The organism is Streptomyces sp. P5F9, from assembly GCF_057961495.1.
Genome location: NZ_JBXVPZ010000227.1, coordinates 1 through 15378 on the forward strand (window position 1 = coordinate 1; position 15378 = coordinate 15378).

General features: G+C 69.9%; 12 protein-coding genes and 1 pseudogene. 7 read left to right on the forward strand and 6 right to left on the reverse strand.

Annotation, left to right across the window (positions count from 1 at the left end):
- On the forward strand, positions 1–942 hold a 942-nt coding region (locus AC31A1_RS30135; protein ID WP_489656355.1), incomplete at its 5' end, for an SDR family oxidoreductase.
- A 192-nt stretch (positions 943–1134) separates the two neighbouring features.
- Here the strand turns inward: AC31A1_RS30135 and AC31A1_RS30140 are convergent.
- A complete protein-coding gene (locus AC31A1_RS30140; protein ID WP_489656356.1) occupies positions 1135–1824 on the reverse strand; it encodes a response regulator in 690 nt (229 codons plus the stop codon).
- Positions 1821–3485, reverse strand: a complete 1665-nt coding sequence (locus AC31A1_RS30145) for an ATP-binding protein (RefSeq protein WP_489656357.1) — start codon at positions 3483–3485, stop codon at positions 1821–1823. Before AC31A1_RS30145 ends, AC31A1_RS30140 begins: the two co-directional genes overlap by 4 nt.
- A gap of 245 nt (positions 3486–3730) precedes the next feature.
- Here AC31A1_RS30145 and AC31A1_RS30150 point away from each other — a divergent pair, with 245 nt between their 5' ends.
- From AC31A1_RS30150 to AC31A1_RS30160, 3 genes are read left to right on the forward strand one after another with little or no spacing between them, the layout of a single operon-like run.
- Positions 3731–4591: an ABC transporter ATP-binding protein gene (locus tag AC31A1_RS30150; protein WP_489656358.1), complete on the forward strand. Its 861-nt coding sequence runs from the start codon at positions 3731–3733 to the stop codon at positions 4589–4591.
- Entirely contained in the window at positions 4588–5469 is an 882-nt protein-coding gene (locus tag AC31A1_RS30155) for an ABC transporter permease (protein WP_489656359.1), read from the forward strand. Before AC31A1_RS30150 ends, AC31A1_RS30155 begins: the two co-directional genes overlap by 4 nt.
- Positions 5470–5522: 53 nt before the next feature.
- Positions 5523–6611, forward strand: a complete 1089-nt coding sequence (locus AC31A1_RS30160) for an ABC transporter substrate-binding protein (protein WP_489656360.1) — start codon at positions 5523–5525, stop codon at positions 6609–6611.
- Positions 6612–6683: 72 nt separating this feature from the next.
- Here the strand turns inward: AC31A1_RS30160 and AC31A1_RS30165 are convergent, their stop codons facing one another.
- On the reverse strand, positions 6684–8333 hold the full coding sequence (locus AC31A1_RS30165; RefSeq protein ID WP_489656361.1) for an alkaline phosphatase family protein: 1650 nt from the start codon (positions 8331–8333) through the stop codon (positions 6684–6686).
- A 276-nt stretch (positions 8334–8609) separates the two neighbouring features.
- Between AC31A1_RS30165 and AC31A1_RS30170 the strand changes: the two genes are divergently transcribed.
- Complete coding sequence (locus AC31A1_RS30170) at positions 8610–10376, forward strand: hypothetical protein (RefSeq protein WP_489656362.1); 1767 nt, start codon at positions 8610–8612, stop codon at positions 10374–10376.
- Positions 10377–10467: 91 nt separating this feature from the next.
- Here AC31A1_RS30170 and AC31A1_RS30175 read toward each other — a convergent pair whose 3' ends face one another.
- Together AC31A1_RS30175 and AC31A1_RS30180 are read right to left on the reverse strand one after the other, a co-directional pair.
- Positions 10468–11349 (reverse strand): COG4705 family protein, encoded by an 882-nt coding sequence (locus AC31A1_RS30175; protein ID WP_489656363.1) that lies wholly within the window; start codon positions 11347–11349, stop codon positions 10468–10470.
- Positions 11350–11510: 161 nt separating this feature from the next.
- Positions 11511–12350 (reverse strand): COG4705 family protein, encoded by an 840-nt coding sequence (locus AC31A1_RS30180; protein WP_489656364.1) that lies wholly within the window; start codon positions 12348–12350, stop codon positions 11511–11513.
- A 168-nt stretch (positions 12351–12518) separates the two neighbouring features.
- On the opposite strand from AC31A1_RS30180, the gene AC31A1_RS30185 reads away from it, so the two are divergent.
- The gene (locus AC31A1_RS30185) at positions 12519–13586 is read left to right on the forward strand and encodes a bile acid:sodium symporter family protein (protein ID WP_489656365.1); all 1068 of its coding nucleotides are present in this window, start codon (positions 12519–12521) and stop codon (positions 13584–13586) included.
- A 57-nt stretch (positions 13587–13643) separates the two neighbouring features.
- On the opposite strand, the pseudogene AC31A1_RS30190 reads toward AC31A1_RS30185, so the two are convergent.
- Positions 13644–13931: pseudogene (locus tag AC31A1_RS30190) on the reverse strand (phosphatidylglycerol lysyltransferase domain-containing protein); the annotation flags it as partial.
- Positions 13932–13959: 28 nt separating this feature from the next.
- On the opposite strand from AC31A1_RS30190, the gene AC31A1_RS30195 reads away from it, so the two are divergent.
- Entirely contained in the window at positions 13960–14502 is a 543-nt protein-coding gene (locus AC31A1_RS30195; protein ID WP_489656366.1) for a hypothetical protein, read from the forward strand.
- The last annotated feature ends 876 nt before the right edge of the window (positions 14503–15378 follow it).

Genomic DNA, 15378 nt, shown 5'->3' on the forward strand with positions numbered 1-15378 from the left:
ACCACGGACCTGATGAAGAGTGAGACCCCGATGACCACCACCACCCTCCCCGTCCTCGTCGTCGGCGCGACCGGCTCCCTCGGCGGCAAGGTCGTCGACGAACTGCTCAAGCGCGGTAAGAACGTCCGTGCCCTGGTCCGGCCGACCACCGACGCGGGCAGGCTCGAAAGCCGGGGTGTCGAGATCGCCCGCGGCGACATGCTCGACCTCGACTCGCTGGTCGCCGCCATGAACGGCGCCGATGCCGTCATCACCACCGCCGCCGGCTACACCCGCGGCGGCGAGAACGCGCACGACATCGACACCGTCGGCAACGCCAACCTCGCCGAGGCCGCCCACCGCACCGGCATCCGGCGGTTCGTCCTGACCAGCATCCTCACCAGCGACCAGACGCCCCAGGTCCCGCACTTCTGGCACAAGAAGCTCGCCGAGGACAAGCTCGAACAGCTCGGCGTCCCGTTCGTCGCACTGCGGCCGGGAGCGTTCCTCGACCAGATCGCGACCATGGCGGGCGACCCGATCGACAAGGGCCGCCTGACGTGGATCGGCAAGGCCACCGTTCCGCTGACCTTCGTCCACACCTCCGACCTCGCGGCCTACCTGGCGGCCGCCGTCGACGCCGAGGCCGACAACGGTGAGCGCATCGACATCGGCTGGGACCGTCCGGTCAGCATGCGCGAGATGGCCGACCTGATGGGCAGCCGGGCCGGAAAGAAGATCAAGGTGTGGGCTGTCCCTTCCGCCGTCGCCCGCGCCGCAGGAGCCGTCGCCGGTCGCTTCATGCCTCTGGTCAAGGACATGGCCGCGATGTTCAGCTGGTTCGACAGCGGCCGCTACGTCGCCGACCCCCGCCGCCAGGAGCAGCTGTTCGGCCCCGCCCCCACCGCCGAGGACGTCCTCGGCCGGTACACCGACGAACTGGGCACGACGCAGCACCGGTGACCGGCCCGCGTGCCGGGCCGACTCCAGCCAGGCCAGGAACCTGCGCAGGTGGGGCGGGGGACTCTAACCCACGGCCGACGGTTCATGAATCCTTTGAGGATCTTGCCGATCCTTGCCGATCAACGTCGATCCGTGGCGTTTGCGCAGGTCAGATACGTTCATCCGGGTCCCGCGGAAGCTCAGCCCAAAGGCTCATCGGACGATCTGGTAGCGGTGTTCGGGGCGGCCTGCGGCTCCGTAGCGGAGTTCGAGCCGGACCATGCCCTCCCGGACAAGGTAGGAGAGATACCGCTGAGCCGTGGCGCGGGAGACGCCGGTGAGTTCGGCGGCCTGGGCCGCGGACAGGGGGTCGTGGGCGGTGCGCAGGACCTGGTGCAGGAGGGCGAGGGTGGGTGCGGAGTGCCCCTTGGCGGGGACGCGGGGGACAGCCGGTGGCCGGGCGGCGCTGAAGAGGGCGTCCACGTCGGCCTGGTCGGTGCGCGGGGCGAGGCCCAACGCGGCTACGCGGTGCTGGAGTTCGCGGTAGGCGGTGAGCCGCTCGGCCAGGTCGGCGGAGCCGAACGGCTTGACCAGGTAGCCCACGGCGCCGAGCTTCATGGCGGTCCTGACCGAGGTGATGTCCCGGTCGGCGGTGATCATGATGACGTCGGGGCGGGCGCCACCCTCGTCCGAGCTGAGCCGCCGCAGCACGTCGAGCCCGCTGCCGTCGGGCAGGAAGACGTCGAGCAGCAGCAGGTCGGGGTGGAGGGCGCGCACCGCGTCCAGCGTCTCGGCCACCGTCGCCGCCCGGCCGACCACCTCGAAGTCCTCGATGCGGGACGCGTAGTCGCAGTGGATGTGACTGACCCGGAAGTCGTCGTCCACCACCAGGGTCCGGATCATCCGCGGTCACCTCCGGTCGTCGAGGCCGTCGTGAACTGTGCGTCGCGTGGCACGGGAGTGGCGTCCGGCAGGGGCAGTACGACGGTGAAGACCGCGCCCGGCCCCTCGCTGACCGTGATCGTCCCGCCGTGCCGCTGGGTCAGCCGGTGGACGAGGGCCAGGCCCAGCCCGCGCCGGGCGGTGCCCCGGTCGGGCCGGGTCGACCAGCCGTCCTCGAAGATCGACTCGGTGGCGCCCGGCGGGATCCCCGGGCCGCTGTCGGCGACCCGCACCATCACCAGGTCGACGGCCTCGACCAGCGAGAGCAGCACTTTCCGGCCACCCGCCGGGGGCGGTCCGCCGGAGGCCGCGTCGATCGCGTTGTCCAGCAGGTTGCCGACGATGGTCAGCAGCCGGCGCAGATGCGGCGGGTCCTCGCCGAGCGCGGAGTCCTCACTGAGCACCATCCGTACCCCGCGTTCCGCGGCCACCGTGGTCTTGGCGACGATCAGTCCGACGAGCAGCGCGTTGCCGATCCGTTCGCGTACGGACTCGGTCAGCGCCTGGTCTGCGCCGGCCGACTCCACGGCGTACTCGAAGGCGGCGTCGTGGTCTCCGATGTCCAGCAGCCCGGCCACGGTGTGCATGCGGTTGGTGAACTCGTGCTGCTGGGCGCGCAGGGCGTCCGTCAGCCCCCGCACCGAGTCCAGCTCACGCAGCAGTCCGATCAGCTCGGTGCGGTCGCGCACGGTGACCACCGCGCCCAGTTCGCGGCCGTGCAGCGTCACCGGCATCCGGTTGACCACCAGGCAGTGGTCGTCGGTCAGCACGTTGATGTCGGTGCCTGTCAGGGTGCCGTCCAGGGCGCGGCGCAGCCGCCCGTCGGGCAGCACCTCGTCGAGCCGGCTGCCGAGCGCCGTGCCGAGGCCGAGCAGAGTGCGGGCCTCGTCGTTGACCACGGTGATCCGGCCGTCGGGAGCGAAGGCGAGCACGCCCTCCCGGATGCCGTGGAGCATGGCCTCGCGATCCTGGAACAGTCCGGCGATCTCTTCCAGCTCCAGCCCGAAGGTGGACCGCTTCAGCCGCCTGGCCAGCAGGAACGCGGCAGCCGAGCCGAGTGCGACGGCGATCGCGCTGTACAGGCCGAAGGTGGGCAGCTCCCGCCACAGCTCGCCGAGCACATCGTGTTCCGGGATGCCCGCCGAGACCTCGCCGACCAGCTTGCCCGTGGGCCCGTACAGCGGAGCCTTGCCGTTGGCGGACCGCCCGGTCGCGCCTTGGTCGGAGCCGACATGGGGACGGCCGTCGAGAACCACGATCGGATCGCCCACCGGCTCGCCGATCAGCGCCGGGTCGGGGTGCGAGTGGCGGACGCCCCGTAGGTCGATCACGACCACGTACGACGCCCCCGACGCCTTCCGTATGCGTTCGGCGACCGTCTGCACGACGTCGCCGCCACCGCCGTACTCCATGGTGTGCCGGATCTGCGGGTCGGCGGCCGTGGTCTGTGCGATGTCCAGTGCCCGCTGCTCGTAGGCACGGTCGATCTCGGCCCGCTGGGCGAACGCGAACAGGACGAAGCCGATGGCTCCGGTGAGGGCCAGGATGGCCAGCTGGTTGGCCAGGATCCGCGCGGAGAGCCTCCCCTTCCCGCCGCGGCCGATCCGGATTCGGATGGGCATCACAGGTGACTTCGCCCTTGTCGTACGTCCGGGCCCGGCCCCTTCGCCGTACCCGTGGTGGCGTGATTGTGTCCCATCGCCGACATTCTGCCCACCCCCGAACCGCTGAGCAGAATGCGCAGAACCCCCGTTAACACGACTAACGCGGGATACGTCTGAAACAGCGACGTAACACCACGAGGCCTTTAGCGTCTGCCTTCCTCGAACTCCGAGGGCTTCCGGGATTGGGAAGGAGACAGCCTCAGATGGCTTCGCGAAACGACGTCGCGACGGGCCCCGTCACCGAGACGGCCGGCCAGGACAGCGCGCGAGTCGAGATCTCAGGACTCACCAAACGGTTTCTGACCCCCGCGGGTGAGGTGTTCACGGCACTGCGGGACGTCTCGTTCACCGTGGAGCCGGGCCAGTTCTGCGCGGTGGTCGGCCCGACCGGCTGCGGCAAGTCGACGACGCTGAGCATGGTGTCCGGGCTCGACCGGCCCAGTGAGGGCTCGGTCAGAGTCGGCGGCCGTGAGGTGGACGGCGTCACCGACGGCGTCAGCTTCATGTTCCAGACCGACGCCCTGCTGCCCTGGAAGACGGTCCTCGGCAACGTCCTGATGGGCCCCGTCTTCCGCAGGGTGCCCAAGCAGCGGGCCCACGCCTCGGCACGCGACTGGCTGCGCCGGGTGGGCCTGACGGGGTTCGAGGACCGCTACCCGCACCAGCTCTCCGGCGGCATGCGCAAGCGCGTGGCGATGGCCGCGGCGCTGATCAACGAACCCAAGATCCTGATCATGGACGAGCCGTTCGGCGCCCTGGACGTGCAGACCAAGGCGATCATGTCGACCGAACTCCTCGGCCTGTGGGAGCAGATCCGTCCGTCGGTCGTCTTCATCACCCACGACCTCGACGAGGCCGTGGCGCTCGCGGACCGGGTCGTCGTCATGACGTCCAGCCCGGGCTCGGTCAAGGCGGTCTTCGACATCGACCTGCCGCGCCCGCGCGGCGCCGTCCAGGAGATCCGCTTCCAGCCCCGCTTCATCGAACTCCAGCACCAGATCTGGGACTGCCTGCGTGAAGAGGTGGAGCGCGCCTACGCACGCACCGCAGGAGGTACGGCATGAGTACGACGTCCACCGTTCCCGCCGCCCTGACCAAGGACGGCTCCCTGGCCTCGGCCAAGGCCACCGCCAAGCGAGCCGTCCGCCGGCGCACGCTCCTGGTGTGGGCGGGCCGCATCGGGCTCGCGGTCTTCGTCCTCGGTGGCTGGCAGGCCTTCACCGCCTGGGGGATCGTCGACCCGTTCTTCTTCGGGCAGCCGTCCGGCATCGCCAAGCGGCTGGTCGACCTCTTCCGGCACGGCACCGAGTTCGGGTCCTTCTACTCGAACATCTGGACAACGATCCAGGAGGCGCTCGTCGGCTTCGCCCTCGGGGCCGTCACCGGGGTGGTCTTCGGCGTCGCGCTCGGCCAGAGCCGCTTCCTCGCCGACGTGCTCGGCCCCTACATCAAGATGGTCAACGCGATCCCGCGTATCGTCCTCGGCTCGATCTTCATCGTCGCGTTCGGCATCGGCGTGCTGCCGAAGATCCTGCTCGCCGCGGTGCTGGTGTTCTTCATCGTCTTCTTCAACGCCTTCCAGGGCGTCCGCGAGGTCGACCGCAACATCCTCGCCAACACCAGGGTCCTGGGCGCCTCGCAGCTGCAGATCATCCGGCACGTCACCGTGCCCTCCGCACTCACCTGGATCATCGCCAGCCTGCACAGCGCCTTCGGCTTCGCCATCGTCGGCGCGCTGGTCGGCGAGGTGCTCGGCGCACAGAGCGGCCTCGGCCTGGTCATCAAGACCGCGCAGAACAACTTCGACCCCAACGGCGTGTTCGCCACGATGCTCGTCATCTCGGTCATCGTGCTCGGCGCCGAGTGGCTGATCGGCAAGCTCGAACACCGGCTGCTGTCCTGGCGTCCGCCGGCCCCGACCGAGGCCGCCAACGCCATCTGACGCCTCCTCCCCCACTTCGTCCCAGAACCCTCAGCAAAGGAATGTGATCAGCCATGTCCAGACGACCCGTCGCCGTCGCCGCGTCCGTCCTCGCCGTTCTCGCCCTCGGCGCCACCAGTGCCTGTTCCGGCAACTCCTCGGCCTCGACCGGCGGTTCGGGCTCCACGCCGACCGTCAAGCTCATGGCCGGCGGCCTCGACAAGCAGATCTACCTGCCGTACCAGCTCGCCCAGCAGCTCGGTTTCTACAAGAAGTACGGCGTCAACGTCGAACTGAGCACCGAGCAGGACGGCGGCGTCGGCGCCGAGGACGCCATGGCCTCCGGGCAGGTGGACATGGCCGGCGCCTGGTACGTCCACACCATCGACTTCCAGGTGAAGGGCAAGGCGGTCGAGAGCCTCGTCCAGTTGTCCGGCGCGCCGGGCGAGCGGGAGATGTGTGTCCCGAAGAGCGGCGTCCACTCCGGCGCGGACTTCAAGGGGAAGACACTCGGCGTCACCGACATCGGGTCGGGCACCGACACACTCACCCAGTTCATCGGCGCACAGAAGGGCGTCAAGGCCAGCCAGTTCAGCCGGATCGGCGTCAGCCAGGGCTCGACGGCCATCGCAGCGCTGCAGAACGGCAAGACCGCCTGCGTCATGACGACGCAGCCGACGGTGGCCGCGATCGAGAAGAAGGGCATCGGCACCTCCGCGATCGATTTGGCCACCACCGCGGGCGCCACGAAGGCGCTCGGCGGCACCTGGCCGGCAGCGACCGTCCTCGCCCAGACCAGCTGGGTCAACTCGCACAAGGCCGCGGCGCAGAAGGTTGTCGACGCGCTTGTCGCCACCATGCACTGGATCAACACGCACAGCGCGGCCGACATCGCGAACAAGCTGCCGCAGTCGTACGTGTCGAACCAGCTGGTCACCAAGGCCGACTACATCAAGGCCCTGGACCAGGACAAGGGACAGTTCCTCCCGGACGGCATCATGCCGGCCGGCGGCCCGAAGACCGTTCTGGCGACCGAGGAACTCGTCGGCCACGCGACCTCGAAGGTGAACCTCGCCACGACGTTCACCAATGAGTTCGCCCTGAAGGCCAACAAGACCGAGGGCTTCAAGACGACCACGACCCCGGCCGGGCCGAACGGCTGAGCGTGTGCCATGCCCAAGGCCGCCCAGCTGACTGCCAGTTGGGCGGCCATCCGGCTTTCCCTAGCGGAAAGGTCAGCGGACCGGCAGCACGGTGGTGTGTTCCTCGCGGACGGCCTGAAGGGAGCGGGGGTCGAGGCCGAGGAGGTTCAGGATCGTCGGTGCGATCTGCTTGGTCTGTACGTGCGCGGAGTCGCGTACGCCGTCCGGGACGGATGCGCCGGACACGACGAGGGGTACGGCGAGGTCGTCGGAGTGGCCGCCGCCGTGCTCGGCGATCTTCTTGGTGCCGCCGGTGTAGACGACGCCGTACTGCGCGACTCCGAAGAGGTCCGGGACCCGGGCGTCGCCGGCCTTGACGTGGAAGTAGTCGGCGGCGGCCCGGCCGGCGTAGACCTTGCTGAGCCCGCTGTGGGTGTAGGCCTTGGGCTTGGCGTTGATGTCGGTGCCGGTGCCGTTCTGCGCGAGCAGGTACTTCTTGGCGAAGGCGGTGGCGGCCGGGGAGCGGTCGGAGAGCCAGAGCAGCATGGCGTCGTCGTCCACGGCGTGCGTCACCAGGTCGGCGGCGTCGGGGTGGAGCTTCTTCCAGGCGGCGTTGAGGCCGTCAAGGAGCGGGCCGTCGGCGACGCGGGTGAGCGCGGCGGGGTCGGTGGGCGACTGGCCGTGCTTGGCGGAGAGGATGACGGTGGTGCTGCCGGAGAGGTGCCGTTTGCCGATCTCGGCGGTCAGCGCGCCGATCTCGTCGTTGACGTAGTCGAGGTTCTTCACCAGCAGCGGGCCGGGGACGTTCTTGGCGGTGTAGCCGCCGGTGAGGCCGTCCGAGGCGGGGAGCTTCTGCGCGGTGGAGACCGACTGGAAGTTGAGGCCGAAGATCGCCGGGGTGCCGACCTTGTGGGTGCGGCTGTGGTCGTAGCCGTCGATCTCGTTGAGGACGGCCTTCACCTTGTAGGTGTCGTACTGCTCGGTGGCCTTGTTGTCCGTGGTCCAGTCGTTGCCGGCGGCGTAGCCGAGGGCGTCGCTGTTGATCTCCGGGGTGAACAGGTCCTGGACGCCGGTGCCCGAGGGGCCGTTGAGGATCTCGTAGGCGGCGTGCTTGTCCGACCAGGCGGTGCGCAGTCCCGCCTGGCGGGCCACCTCGAAGATCGTGTTCACCTTGAGGTAGGAGTGCGGGTACACCGGCTTGCAGGTCTTCGGGTCGACGGGCAGCTTCGACGCGTTGATCAGGCTCTCCGGGTGGCCGGTCATCGACAGGATGCTGTCCGGCAGGCCCGCGAGGCCCTGACCGGCGTCGATGGACGCCTGGTTCCTGTCCAGGTCCTCGGTGAGGTCCACCTCGACGCCGGGCTTGACGCCCTTGCAGCTCGTGGTTCCCGCCGGGAGGAGCGCGGCGTTGTAGGTGTCGTCGTAGTAGACGCCCGTGGTGCCGGGGCTGCCGCCGGTCGCCTGGGCGACCATGCCGGGGAAGGAGTCGGACGGCGTGGTGGTGCTGGCGTGGGTGTACTCCACGCCGGCGCCGACCAGCCTGGCCAGCGCGGAATTCGGGTGCCTGGCGGTGTACCAGGCCAGGTCCGACTGGTGCAGCCCGTCGACCGACACCAGCAGGACGTGCCGGGTGGCGGCCGGGTGGTGGGAGGCCGCGAACGCGGCGGGCTGGGCGGCGGTCACCCCGGCGAGGACTCCGGTGGCGGCGAGGACGGCTGCGGGCCTGACGTGGCGTCTGGACATCTGGTCTCTCCCGGGTGTTCGGGGCGGGCGGCGGGTGCCGGGCCCATCAGAGGCCCGCCTCGTGTACCGGAAACGGCGCAGGTGTGAACACGCCCGGAAGGAGCGGTCGGGGCTTCACCAAGCAGGCCTGGTTTTCCCCAAGAAGAAGAGACACCCGACTGATCCACGGCGGATTCGACCGCTCTTGAACACCGGGCCACTTTCTTGTGACGCTCTCACCTCATCCGGACGAACCTGAAGCGCCATTCTTTCTTCTACATGATGTAGTAGCTGAGTATGGAGAAGGTGGATCTGGCCGCTCATACCGTCGACACGGGAGTGTGGCGGCGCTACACGCGCCCGCCCTCCGCCGGCCGGCCGCGGGCTTCCGGCGACTCTGACAGCCCCCAGCAGTGGCACCGGGGCATGACGCTGATCGGCACGATCAGCCTGTTCATCGGCACCCGCTCGGCCTGGACCCAGGCGATGCTCTCCGATCCGCCCGTCGCCGCGGTCATCTCCGTCTGTTACGCCGGGATCCTCGTGTGCGGGGTACTCGCGCTCGCCGTACGAGGGCGGCACGCCCTGGTCCGGGTGGACGCCGGAGTTCTCGTCCTCGCGGTGGCCCTGGTGGTCTGCGGTTACTGGCTGAACCACATCGGCACCGACGAGGGCGTACTGACCGCACAGGCCGCGAACCAGATCGCGCACGGCCTCCCCGTCTACGGACAGCCCTGGCCGTGGCTGTTCGGCACGTCCAATTCCGGCCTGACCAAGACGATGTCCGGCTCGGCGGACTACACGTACGGCTATCCCCCGCTGACCGCCCTGCTCGCCGCGCCGGTCCACGCCCTTCTGCACACTCCGGCAGCCGCAACCCTCGTCACCACGGGGGCACTGATCGCCGGAACGGTCACGCTGTGGCTGCTGCTGCCCGCCCCCTGGCGGTCGGCGGCCACCGCCGTGTGCCTCGGCTTCGGCATCCTCCCCGGCTACGCCCGCTCCGGCTACCCGGCGATCGTCGCCCTGGCCCTGCTGATCCCGGTGACGGTCTACTGGCCGGCCACCGGAGCGGGCGGACGTCTGGGACGCAGCGGCGTGCTGCGGGCGGTGTGCCTGGGGGCCGCCTGCGCCGCCCAGCAACTGGCCTGGTTCTACGCCCCGTTCCTGCTGATCGGCCTGTACGCGGTACGGCGTCGCGAACTCGGGGCCCGTCCCACGGCGGCCGTACTGGCCCGTTTCGCCGGAGTCGCCGCACTGACGTGGGCGGGCATCAACGCCTACTTCGCCGCCCAGGGCTTCTCCGCCTGGCTGCACGGACTGCTGCTGCCCCTCACCCAGAAGGCGATCCTGCACGGCCAGGGCCTGATGGGCATCTCCTACTACTTCACCGACGGCAGCAGCCGCCTCGACTACTACTCCTACGCCAGCGAGCTGCTCCTCGTCGGCCTGCTCGCCGCGACCCTGCTGTTCGCCCGCCGCCTGGGAGCGGCTCTGACCGTCCTGCCCTGGCTGTCCTTCTACCTCGCCACCCGCTCCCAGGACGGCTACTTCCTGATGATGACCCCGCTGTGGTTGGCCGCCGCAGCGACGGCCCCTTCCTCGGCCCTGGCCCATGCCTGGCAACCACGTATCCCTCGCCTCACCAACCGCCCCGCCAAGGCCGCCGTGGCGATGGCTCTGGTGACCCCGGCGCTGCTGTGTGCCTGCGTCGCCGCCGCCAGCCCGCCGCCCCTGCGTATGGCCCTCACCACTCACCTCACCGGCCGGTCCCACCCCGCCGTCACCTCCGTCACGGTGCGCGCGGCCAACACCACCGGCACCGCCCTCACCCCGCACTTCGCCAGCCGCCTCGGCCAGGGCGCCTCCAACTGGTGGACCATCACCTCGGGCCCCGCCACCCTCGCCCCGCACAGCACGGCCGTGTACGTCGTACGGCCGGCCGGCGGCCACCGCGCCCTGCCCGGCGCGAACCGACGCATGTACCTCATCGCCGTGACCGGCACACCCATGACGATCAGCACCGCACGCATCGAGGTCACCAAGCAGGCCCTGAACCGGTGAGGAGCAGCCGAACGGGAACTGGGCGCCTGCACACCCGAGCCGGTCAGCCCGTCCGCCGAGTGCCTCAGCCGCCCGCGCCGGACCGTGGAGGCTACGACCGAGACCGGGCGGGGCGCCGACGCTCCTGGACATGGGCGTACGCCATCAGGCCGATCAGGACCGTCAGGAGTACGGCCGACGAACCCGGTGTACCGAGGTCGAGGCCGCCCTTGGCGACCGGCTTGGTCAGGAAGTCGCCGGCGGTGGCGCCGAGCGGACGGGTCAGCACGAAGGCGATCCAGAACAGCAGCACGTCGGGCACCGCGGGCGCCTTCATCAGGGCGACGAGCACCAGCAGCACGCCGGTCACGAGCGCGGCCCCGCCCGCGTAGCCGAGACCCGAGCTGTCCGACAGGAAGTCGCCCATGGATGTGCCGAGGGTGTTGGAGACGAGGATCGCCGACCAGAACAGCGCCTCCCCGCGGAAACTGACGATGTCCCGGATAACGAACGTCATCCCGGTCAGCTTCCACACGGCGAAGACGACGACCAGGATCGAGATCAGGATCGCCGCGCCGGTCGGGTAGCCGAGGCCGAGACCCTGCGGCCCCCAGCCCAGTGAAGTGGCGCCGTTCGCAAGGTACTTGGTGCCGGCGTCGCGGTTCATGAAGTCGGACATCGTGGTGCCGGCCATGCTGGTCGACAGGATGACCGTCCAGTAGAAGAACGGGTTGTAGCGCCTTGAGCGCAACTGCACGACCAGGGTGACCACGAAGATCGCGAACAGTGCGATCGTGGTGAGGAAGTAGCCGAGCTTCAGGGTCTGGGCGAAGAGGTCGCCGGCCGTCTCGCCCAGGGTCGTCGCCGCGATCTTCATGATCCAGAAGGCGAGGGTGACCTCGGGCAGTTTCTTCATCACCGACTTGGCGGTGGCCGCCGTCCGCGAGTGCGTCCGGGCAACATCGGTGTCGGTGAGGGCTTTCGGAATCTCCAAGGTGACGGACACTCCTGTGCTTTGTGGGGGGTATGGAAGGACGCCCGTTCCCGCGAAGGAAACTGGCGCCCTGTCAACGCGTGGTCCGGCCGCGGAAGACGGCCGTGATGTCCGACTCTGTCGATCAATTCCTGAACGCTTCCTGAACGCCTCCGCGCTGTTCAGGCCACCTGTCCCGCGACGGGCTCCCGGTCGATGACGTCCTTGCGGGTCACCGTCAGATACACCACCATGCCGAGGATGACCGCCAGGAAGAGGACGCTCGTGACGACGGTGCCGAGTCCGAGGCCGCCGTCGCCGGTCGGCTGGGAGAGGTAGTCGCCGATCGAGGCGCCCAGGGGGCGGGTGAGGATGTAGGCGATCCAGAAGCTCCACACGGCGTCCAGGCCGAGGGTGAAGTGGGCGATGCCCACGGCGGCGATGGCGAGGGCGAACAGGACCGCGGAGAGCCAGTAGCCGAGGCTCATGCGCTCGGAGACCAGGTCTCCGGCCGCGGTGCCCAGGGCGAAGGTGAACAGCACGGCCAGCCAGTAGAAAGCCTCACGGCTGGTGGTGTCGATGCTGTGGATCGACAGGGTCCGCTCCCGCCGGTACCAGACGACGAACACGACGGCGAGGATGATCCCGAACACCGTGGTGGTGGTCTCCAGAGCGACGCCCATGTTGTCGGTGAGGTTGTCGCTGATCAGGGTGCCGACCACGCTGATCAGGGCGACGGCGAGCCAGTACACGCCCGCGCGGTACGCGGTCGTACGGAACTGGACGACCAGGGCGACCGCGAGCAGCGCGCTCATCAGCACCGAGACGCCGGTCAGGCCGAGCCCGGCCTTCTCGTTGAGCAGGTCGGCCGCGGTCTCGCCGACCGTCGTGCACAGGACCTTGATGATCCAGAAGTAGACGGTGATCTCGGGGACTTTGTTCAGGCGAAGGCGGTGCGCGTGCCGGCTGGGACCGTTGGCGTCCCGTGCGGCTTCCGGTGTGCCGGACAGTTCGTAGGTCATGGGACACGACCGTGCCAGTGGATACCTGAACGCATCCTGACCGCGCGTGCTGATCACCTGCCCCACACGTACCGTCCGAGAAGGATGCCCTCATGTACATCCACCTGTCCCACCTGCGCATATCGGCGTCCCGTCCCGCCCCTGCCCTCGTGACGGAAGAAGGCCGCCGTGAACCCTCCCGCTGTTTCCCACTCGCCTGTTGACCGTGCGACGAACTGGCTGCGCCGGCGGCTCGGCCGCGCCGTCCTCGTCTCGTACGTCACCGCTCTGCTCCTGCCGGGGGCGGGCCTGTGGTTGCGCAGCCCGCACGCCGTGCCGCTCGGCGGACCGGCCCACCCGACACTGCGCACCACCTCGCTCCTGCTGTCCCTCGTGCTGTTCTCGGCCGGGCTCCAGGTACCCGTCCGCGCACTCGGCCGCGTGCTACGGCGCCCCAAGGCCATGCTGGCCGGACTCGCGCTGCATCTGGCGATTCCACTGCTCGTCGTGCCGTTCGTCGCCTTCCTGCTGCGCGGCACCCCCGACTCCGACGGCGGCAGCGGACTGCTCACCGCGATGATCCTGATCGTGGCCATGCCCGTGGCCGCCGGAGCCACCGTGTGGACCAGCAAGGGCGAGGGGGACCAGCCGACCATGGTCGGACTCGTCCTCGCCTCCACCCTGCTCAGTCCCCTCACCACACCACTCCTGCTGACGGCCCTGGCGCCGCTGCTCAGCGGCGGCTACGCACAGACACTCACCAGTACGAGCGGCTCCGCCCAGAGCGGATTCACCCTCGCCACCGTGGTCCTGCCCTGCGCCGCGGGTCTCCTGTGCGCGCTCGTGCTGCCGCCGTCGTGGCAGGCCCGTCTGCTGCGGGGCGTGGTGCCCGCGGCGCTGGCCGGCTCGCTGGTCCTGACCTACGTCAACGCCAGCGGCGCCCTCGGCTCCTTCCTGGCCCACCCGCGTCCGCTCCTGTTCACCGCCGCCCTCGCCGTGGCCGCCCTGGTGTGCGTGCTGTCCTTCGTGCTGGGCCGGCTGGCCGCCCGCGTCCTGCGGCTGGACGCCCCGGTGGCCTCGTCGCTGACCCTGGCCTGCGGCATGAACAACAGCAGCGCGAGCGCGGTACTGATCACGACCTCGCTGCCCGACAAGCCCCACCTGCTGCTGCCGGTACTCGCCTACGGGCTGCTGCAGAAGACGGCCGCCAACCGGGTCGTCGCCCGACTGCGGCCCGCAGCCCCCGCGGTGTCTTAGCGCGCCACGCTGCCCTTCTGCTGCACCGCCGCGAGACGTGCCCGCTGTGGAGCCGCCTCACAAGCTCTGGGTTGCCGGCGCCGGCTCTCCCCCGAAGGCGGAGGAACGCCCGCGGCGCCGGAGGGCGGGCATGGGTGGCGGGGTGAGGAAGCCCTCGGCGCAGGCGCCGGCCAGGTCGATGCGGGGGATGTCGCCGCTCTTGGCGAACAGCAGGAAGCGGGGCTCCCACACGGGCCGGTACTTGGCGTTGGCGCGGTAGAGCGACTCGATCTGCCACCAGCGGGAGAAGAAGGTGAGCATCGAGCGCCACAGCCGCAGTACCGGGCCCGCGCCGAGGCGCACGCCGCCCACCGCACTGCCGTTGGCCTGCGCCGTGACGGCGGCGATCCCGTATCTGTTCCTCATCGGCTACGCCGCGCCCCGCTTCCTGCTGCCCACCTACGCGCTGCCGGCCATCCCGGTCGCCGACGCGCTCGTCCGGCTGGTCACCACACTGGGCAGGGCCTGGCGCCCGGTCACTGTGACAATGGCGGCGATGGGTCTGGCCGGGCATCTGGCGGTGCAGTACGCGGTGCCGGCACACACCGTTCAGCGCACCACGGCCGCACACAAGGGCTGGGAGCGCACCGCCGCCGCGCTGCACCGGGTGGGCGTACACCCACCGTGTCCGCTCACCGGGCCATCGCCCCTCCCGATCGCCTTCTACGCCGGGTGCGGCTCCGCAAGTACCCAGGGTCCCAACGCCAACACCGACGCGGCGGGCATCGTCCAGGCGGCCCAGCGGATGCCGGTCGCCGTTCTCACCACCGGCATGACCCGTCCGCCGTCCTACGCCCGCGGCTGGAGGCACGTCCGGCTGGACGGTGCCGCGTACGCCTACATCGCCCCCACCGCACGACAAGATCACGGCGCCTGACCGCTCCACCCCGGCCCCGGTCCTCGCGGGCCGACACGTCCGCCGGCACACAGCCGCCACCCTCCTCACGCTGTCCGCCGTGGCTGCGCTCGCGGCCCTGCACGGGGCTGTCATCGACGCCGGCACCGAGCGACGGGCCGCGGCCGACCGCGGCTGTCTGCTGATGGCGCCCATTTCCGCCGCTGCGCCTGGAGTGATTTTGGAGGTGCGCGCCTGTGGCCTACTGATCTTTTCGGGCTGTTGTCGAGTGCTGATTCCTGCGGCAGGCCAGTGGTATACGGCGGTACGAGCACGAGTACATCGCGCTCGGCGCAGGCGGCGGCGATGCGCTGGGTGCGGTCCGGGCCGATGGCGTCGGCCTCGACGTACACGCCTCGGCAGGGGTGTGAGAGAACCGTGCGCCACGTCCTCCGCTGTATGCGGCGGGCAGGCTGACAGGACGAAGTCGCTTGCGGCCAGGGTGGATCCGAGGGGTGGGAGCGCTTCCAGGTCTGCCTCCCTGGCCAGTTCGGGGCCGACGAGGCTTCGGCCGGTGGGGACGTACCGCACGCGGGCGTCCGTACGGGTCGCCTGCCCGCCGCCATTCGCGCCCATGGCGCCGGGCTGCAGATGCGTCAACGTGGCCATGGGGCTCACGTGACGATTGGCCGTCACCAGGCCAGGCGCGCGATGCCGACAACCAAGCGCGGGCCATGACTTCCCCTCCGCCAGTCCCGCCGTACTAAAACATTCAACAAAGGGATCTTCGGGACCGGCAAAGGGCTCTACCCGCATAGATGATCCCGGTGCTGTCATGCTCACGACCGCCCGGAATCCCTGCCGGGCACCGCTCCGGGAGATCCCCCCATGCCCCGAATATCCCGCTCCCTGGTCACC

Bases quoted from the DNA above. Each gene is read 5' to 3' on its own strand.
- AC31A1_RS30170 (WP_489656362.1), top strand. From the start codon at position 8,610: ATGGAGAAGGTGGATCTGGCCGCTCATACCGTCGACACGGGAGTGTGG.
- AC31A1_RS30165 (WP_489656361.1), bottom strand. From the start codon at position 8,333: ATGTCCAGACGCCACGTCAGGCCCGCAGCCGTCCTCGCCGCCACCGGA.
- AC31A1_RS30150 (WP_489656358.1), top strand. From the start codon at position 3,731: ATGGCTTCGCGAAACGACGTCGCGACGGGCCCCGTCACCGAGACGGCC.
- AC31A1_RS30180 (WP_489656364.1), bottom strand. From the start codon at position 12,350: ATGACCTACGAACTGTCCGGCACACCGGAAGCCGCACGGGACGCCAAC.
- AC31A1_RS30145 (WP_489656357.1), bottom strand. From the start codon at position 3,485: ATGCCCATCCGAATCCGGATCGGCCGCGGCGGGAAGGGGAGGCTCTCC.
- AC31A1_RS30160 (WP_489656360.1), top strand. From the start codon at position 5,523: ATGTCCAGACGACCCGTCGCCGTCGCCGCGTCCGTCCTCGCCGTTCTC.
- AC31A1_RS30140 (WP_489656356.1), bottom strand. From the start codon at position 1,824: ATGATCCGGACCCTGGTGGTGGACGACGACTTCCGGGTCAGTCACATC.
- AC31A1_RS30155 (WP_489656359.1), top strand. From the start codon at position 4,588: ATGAGTACGACGTCCACCGTTCCCGCCGCCCTGACCAAGGACGGCTCC.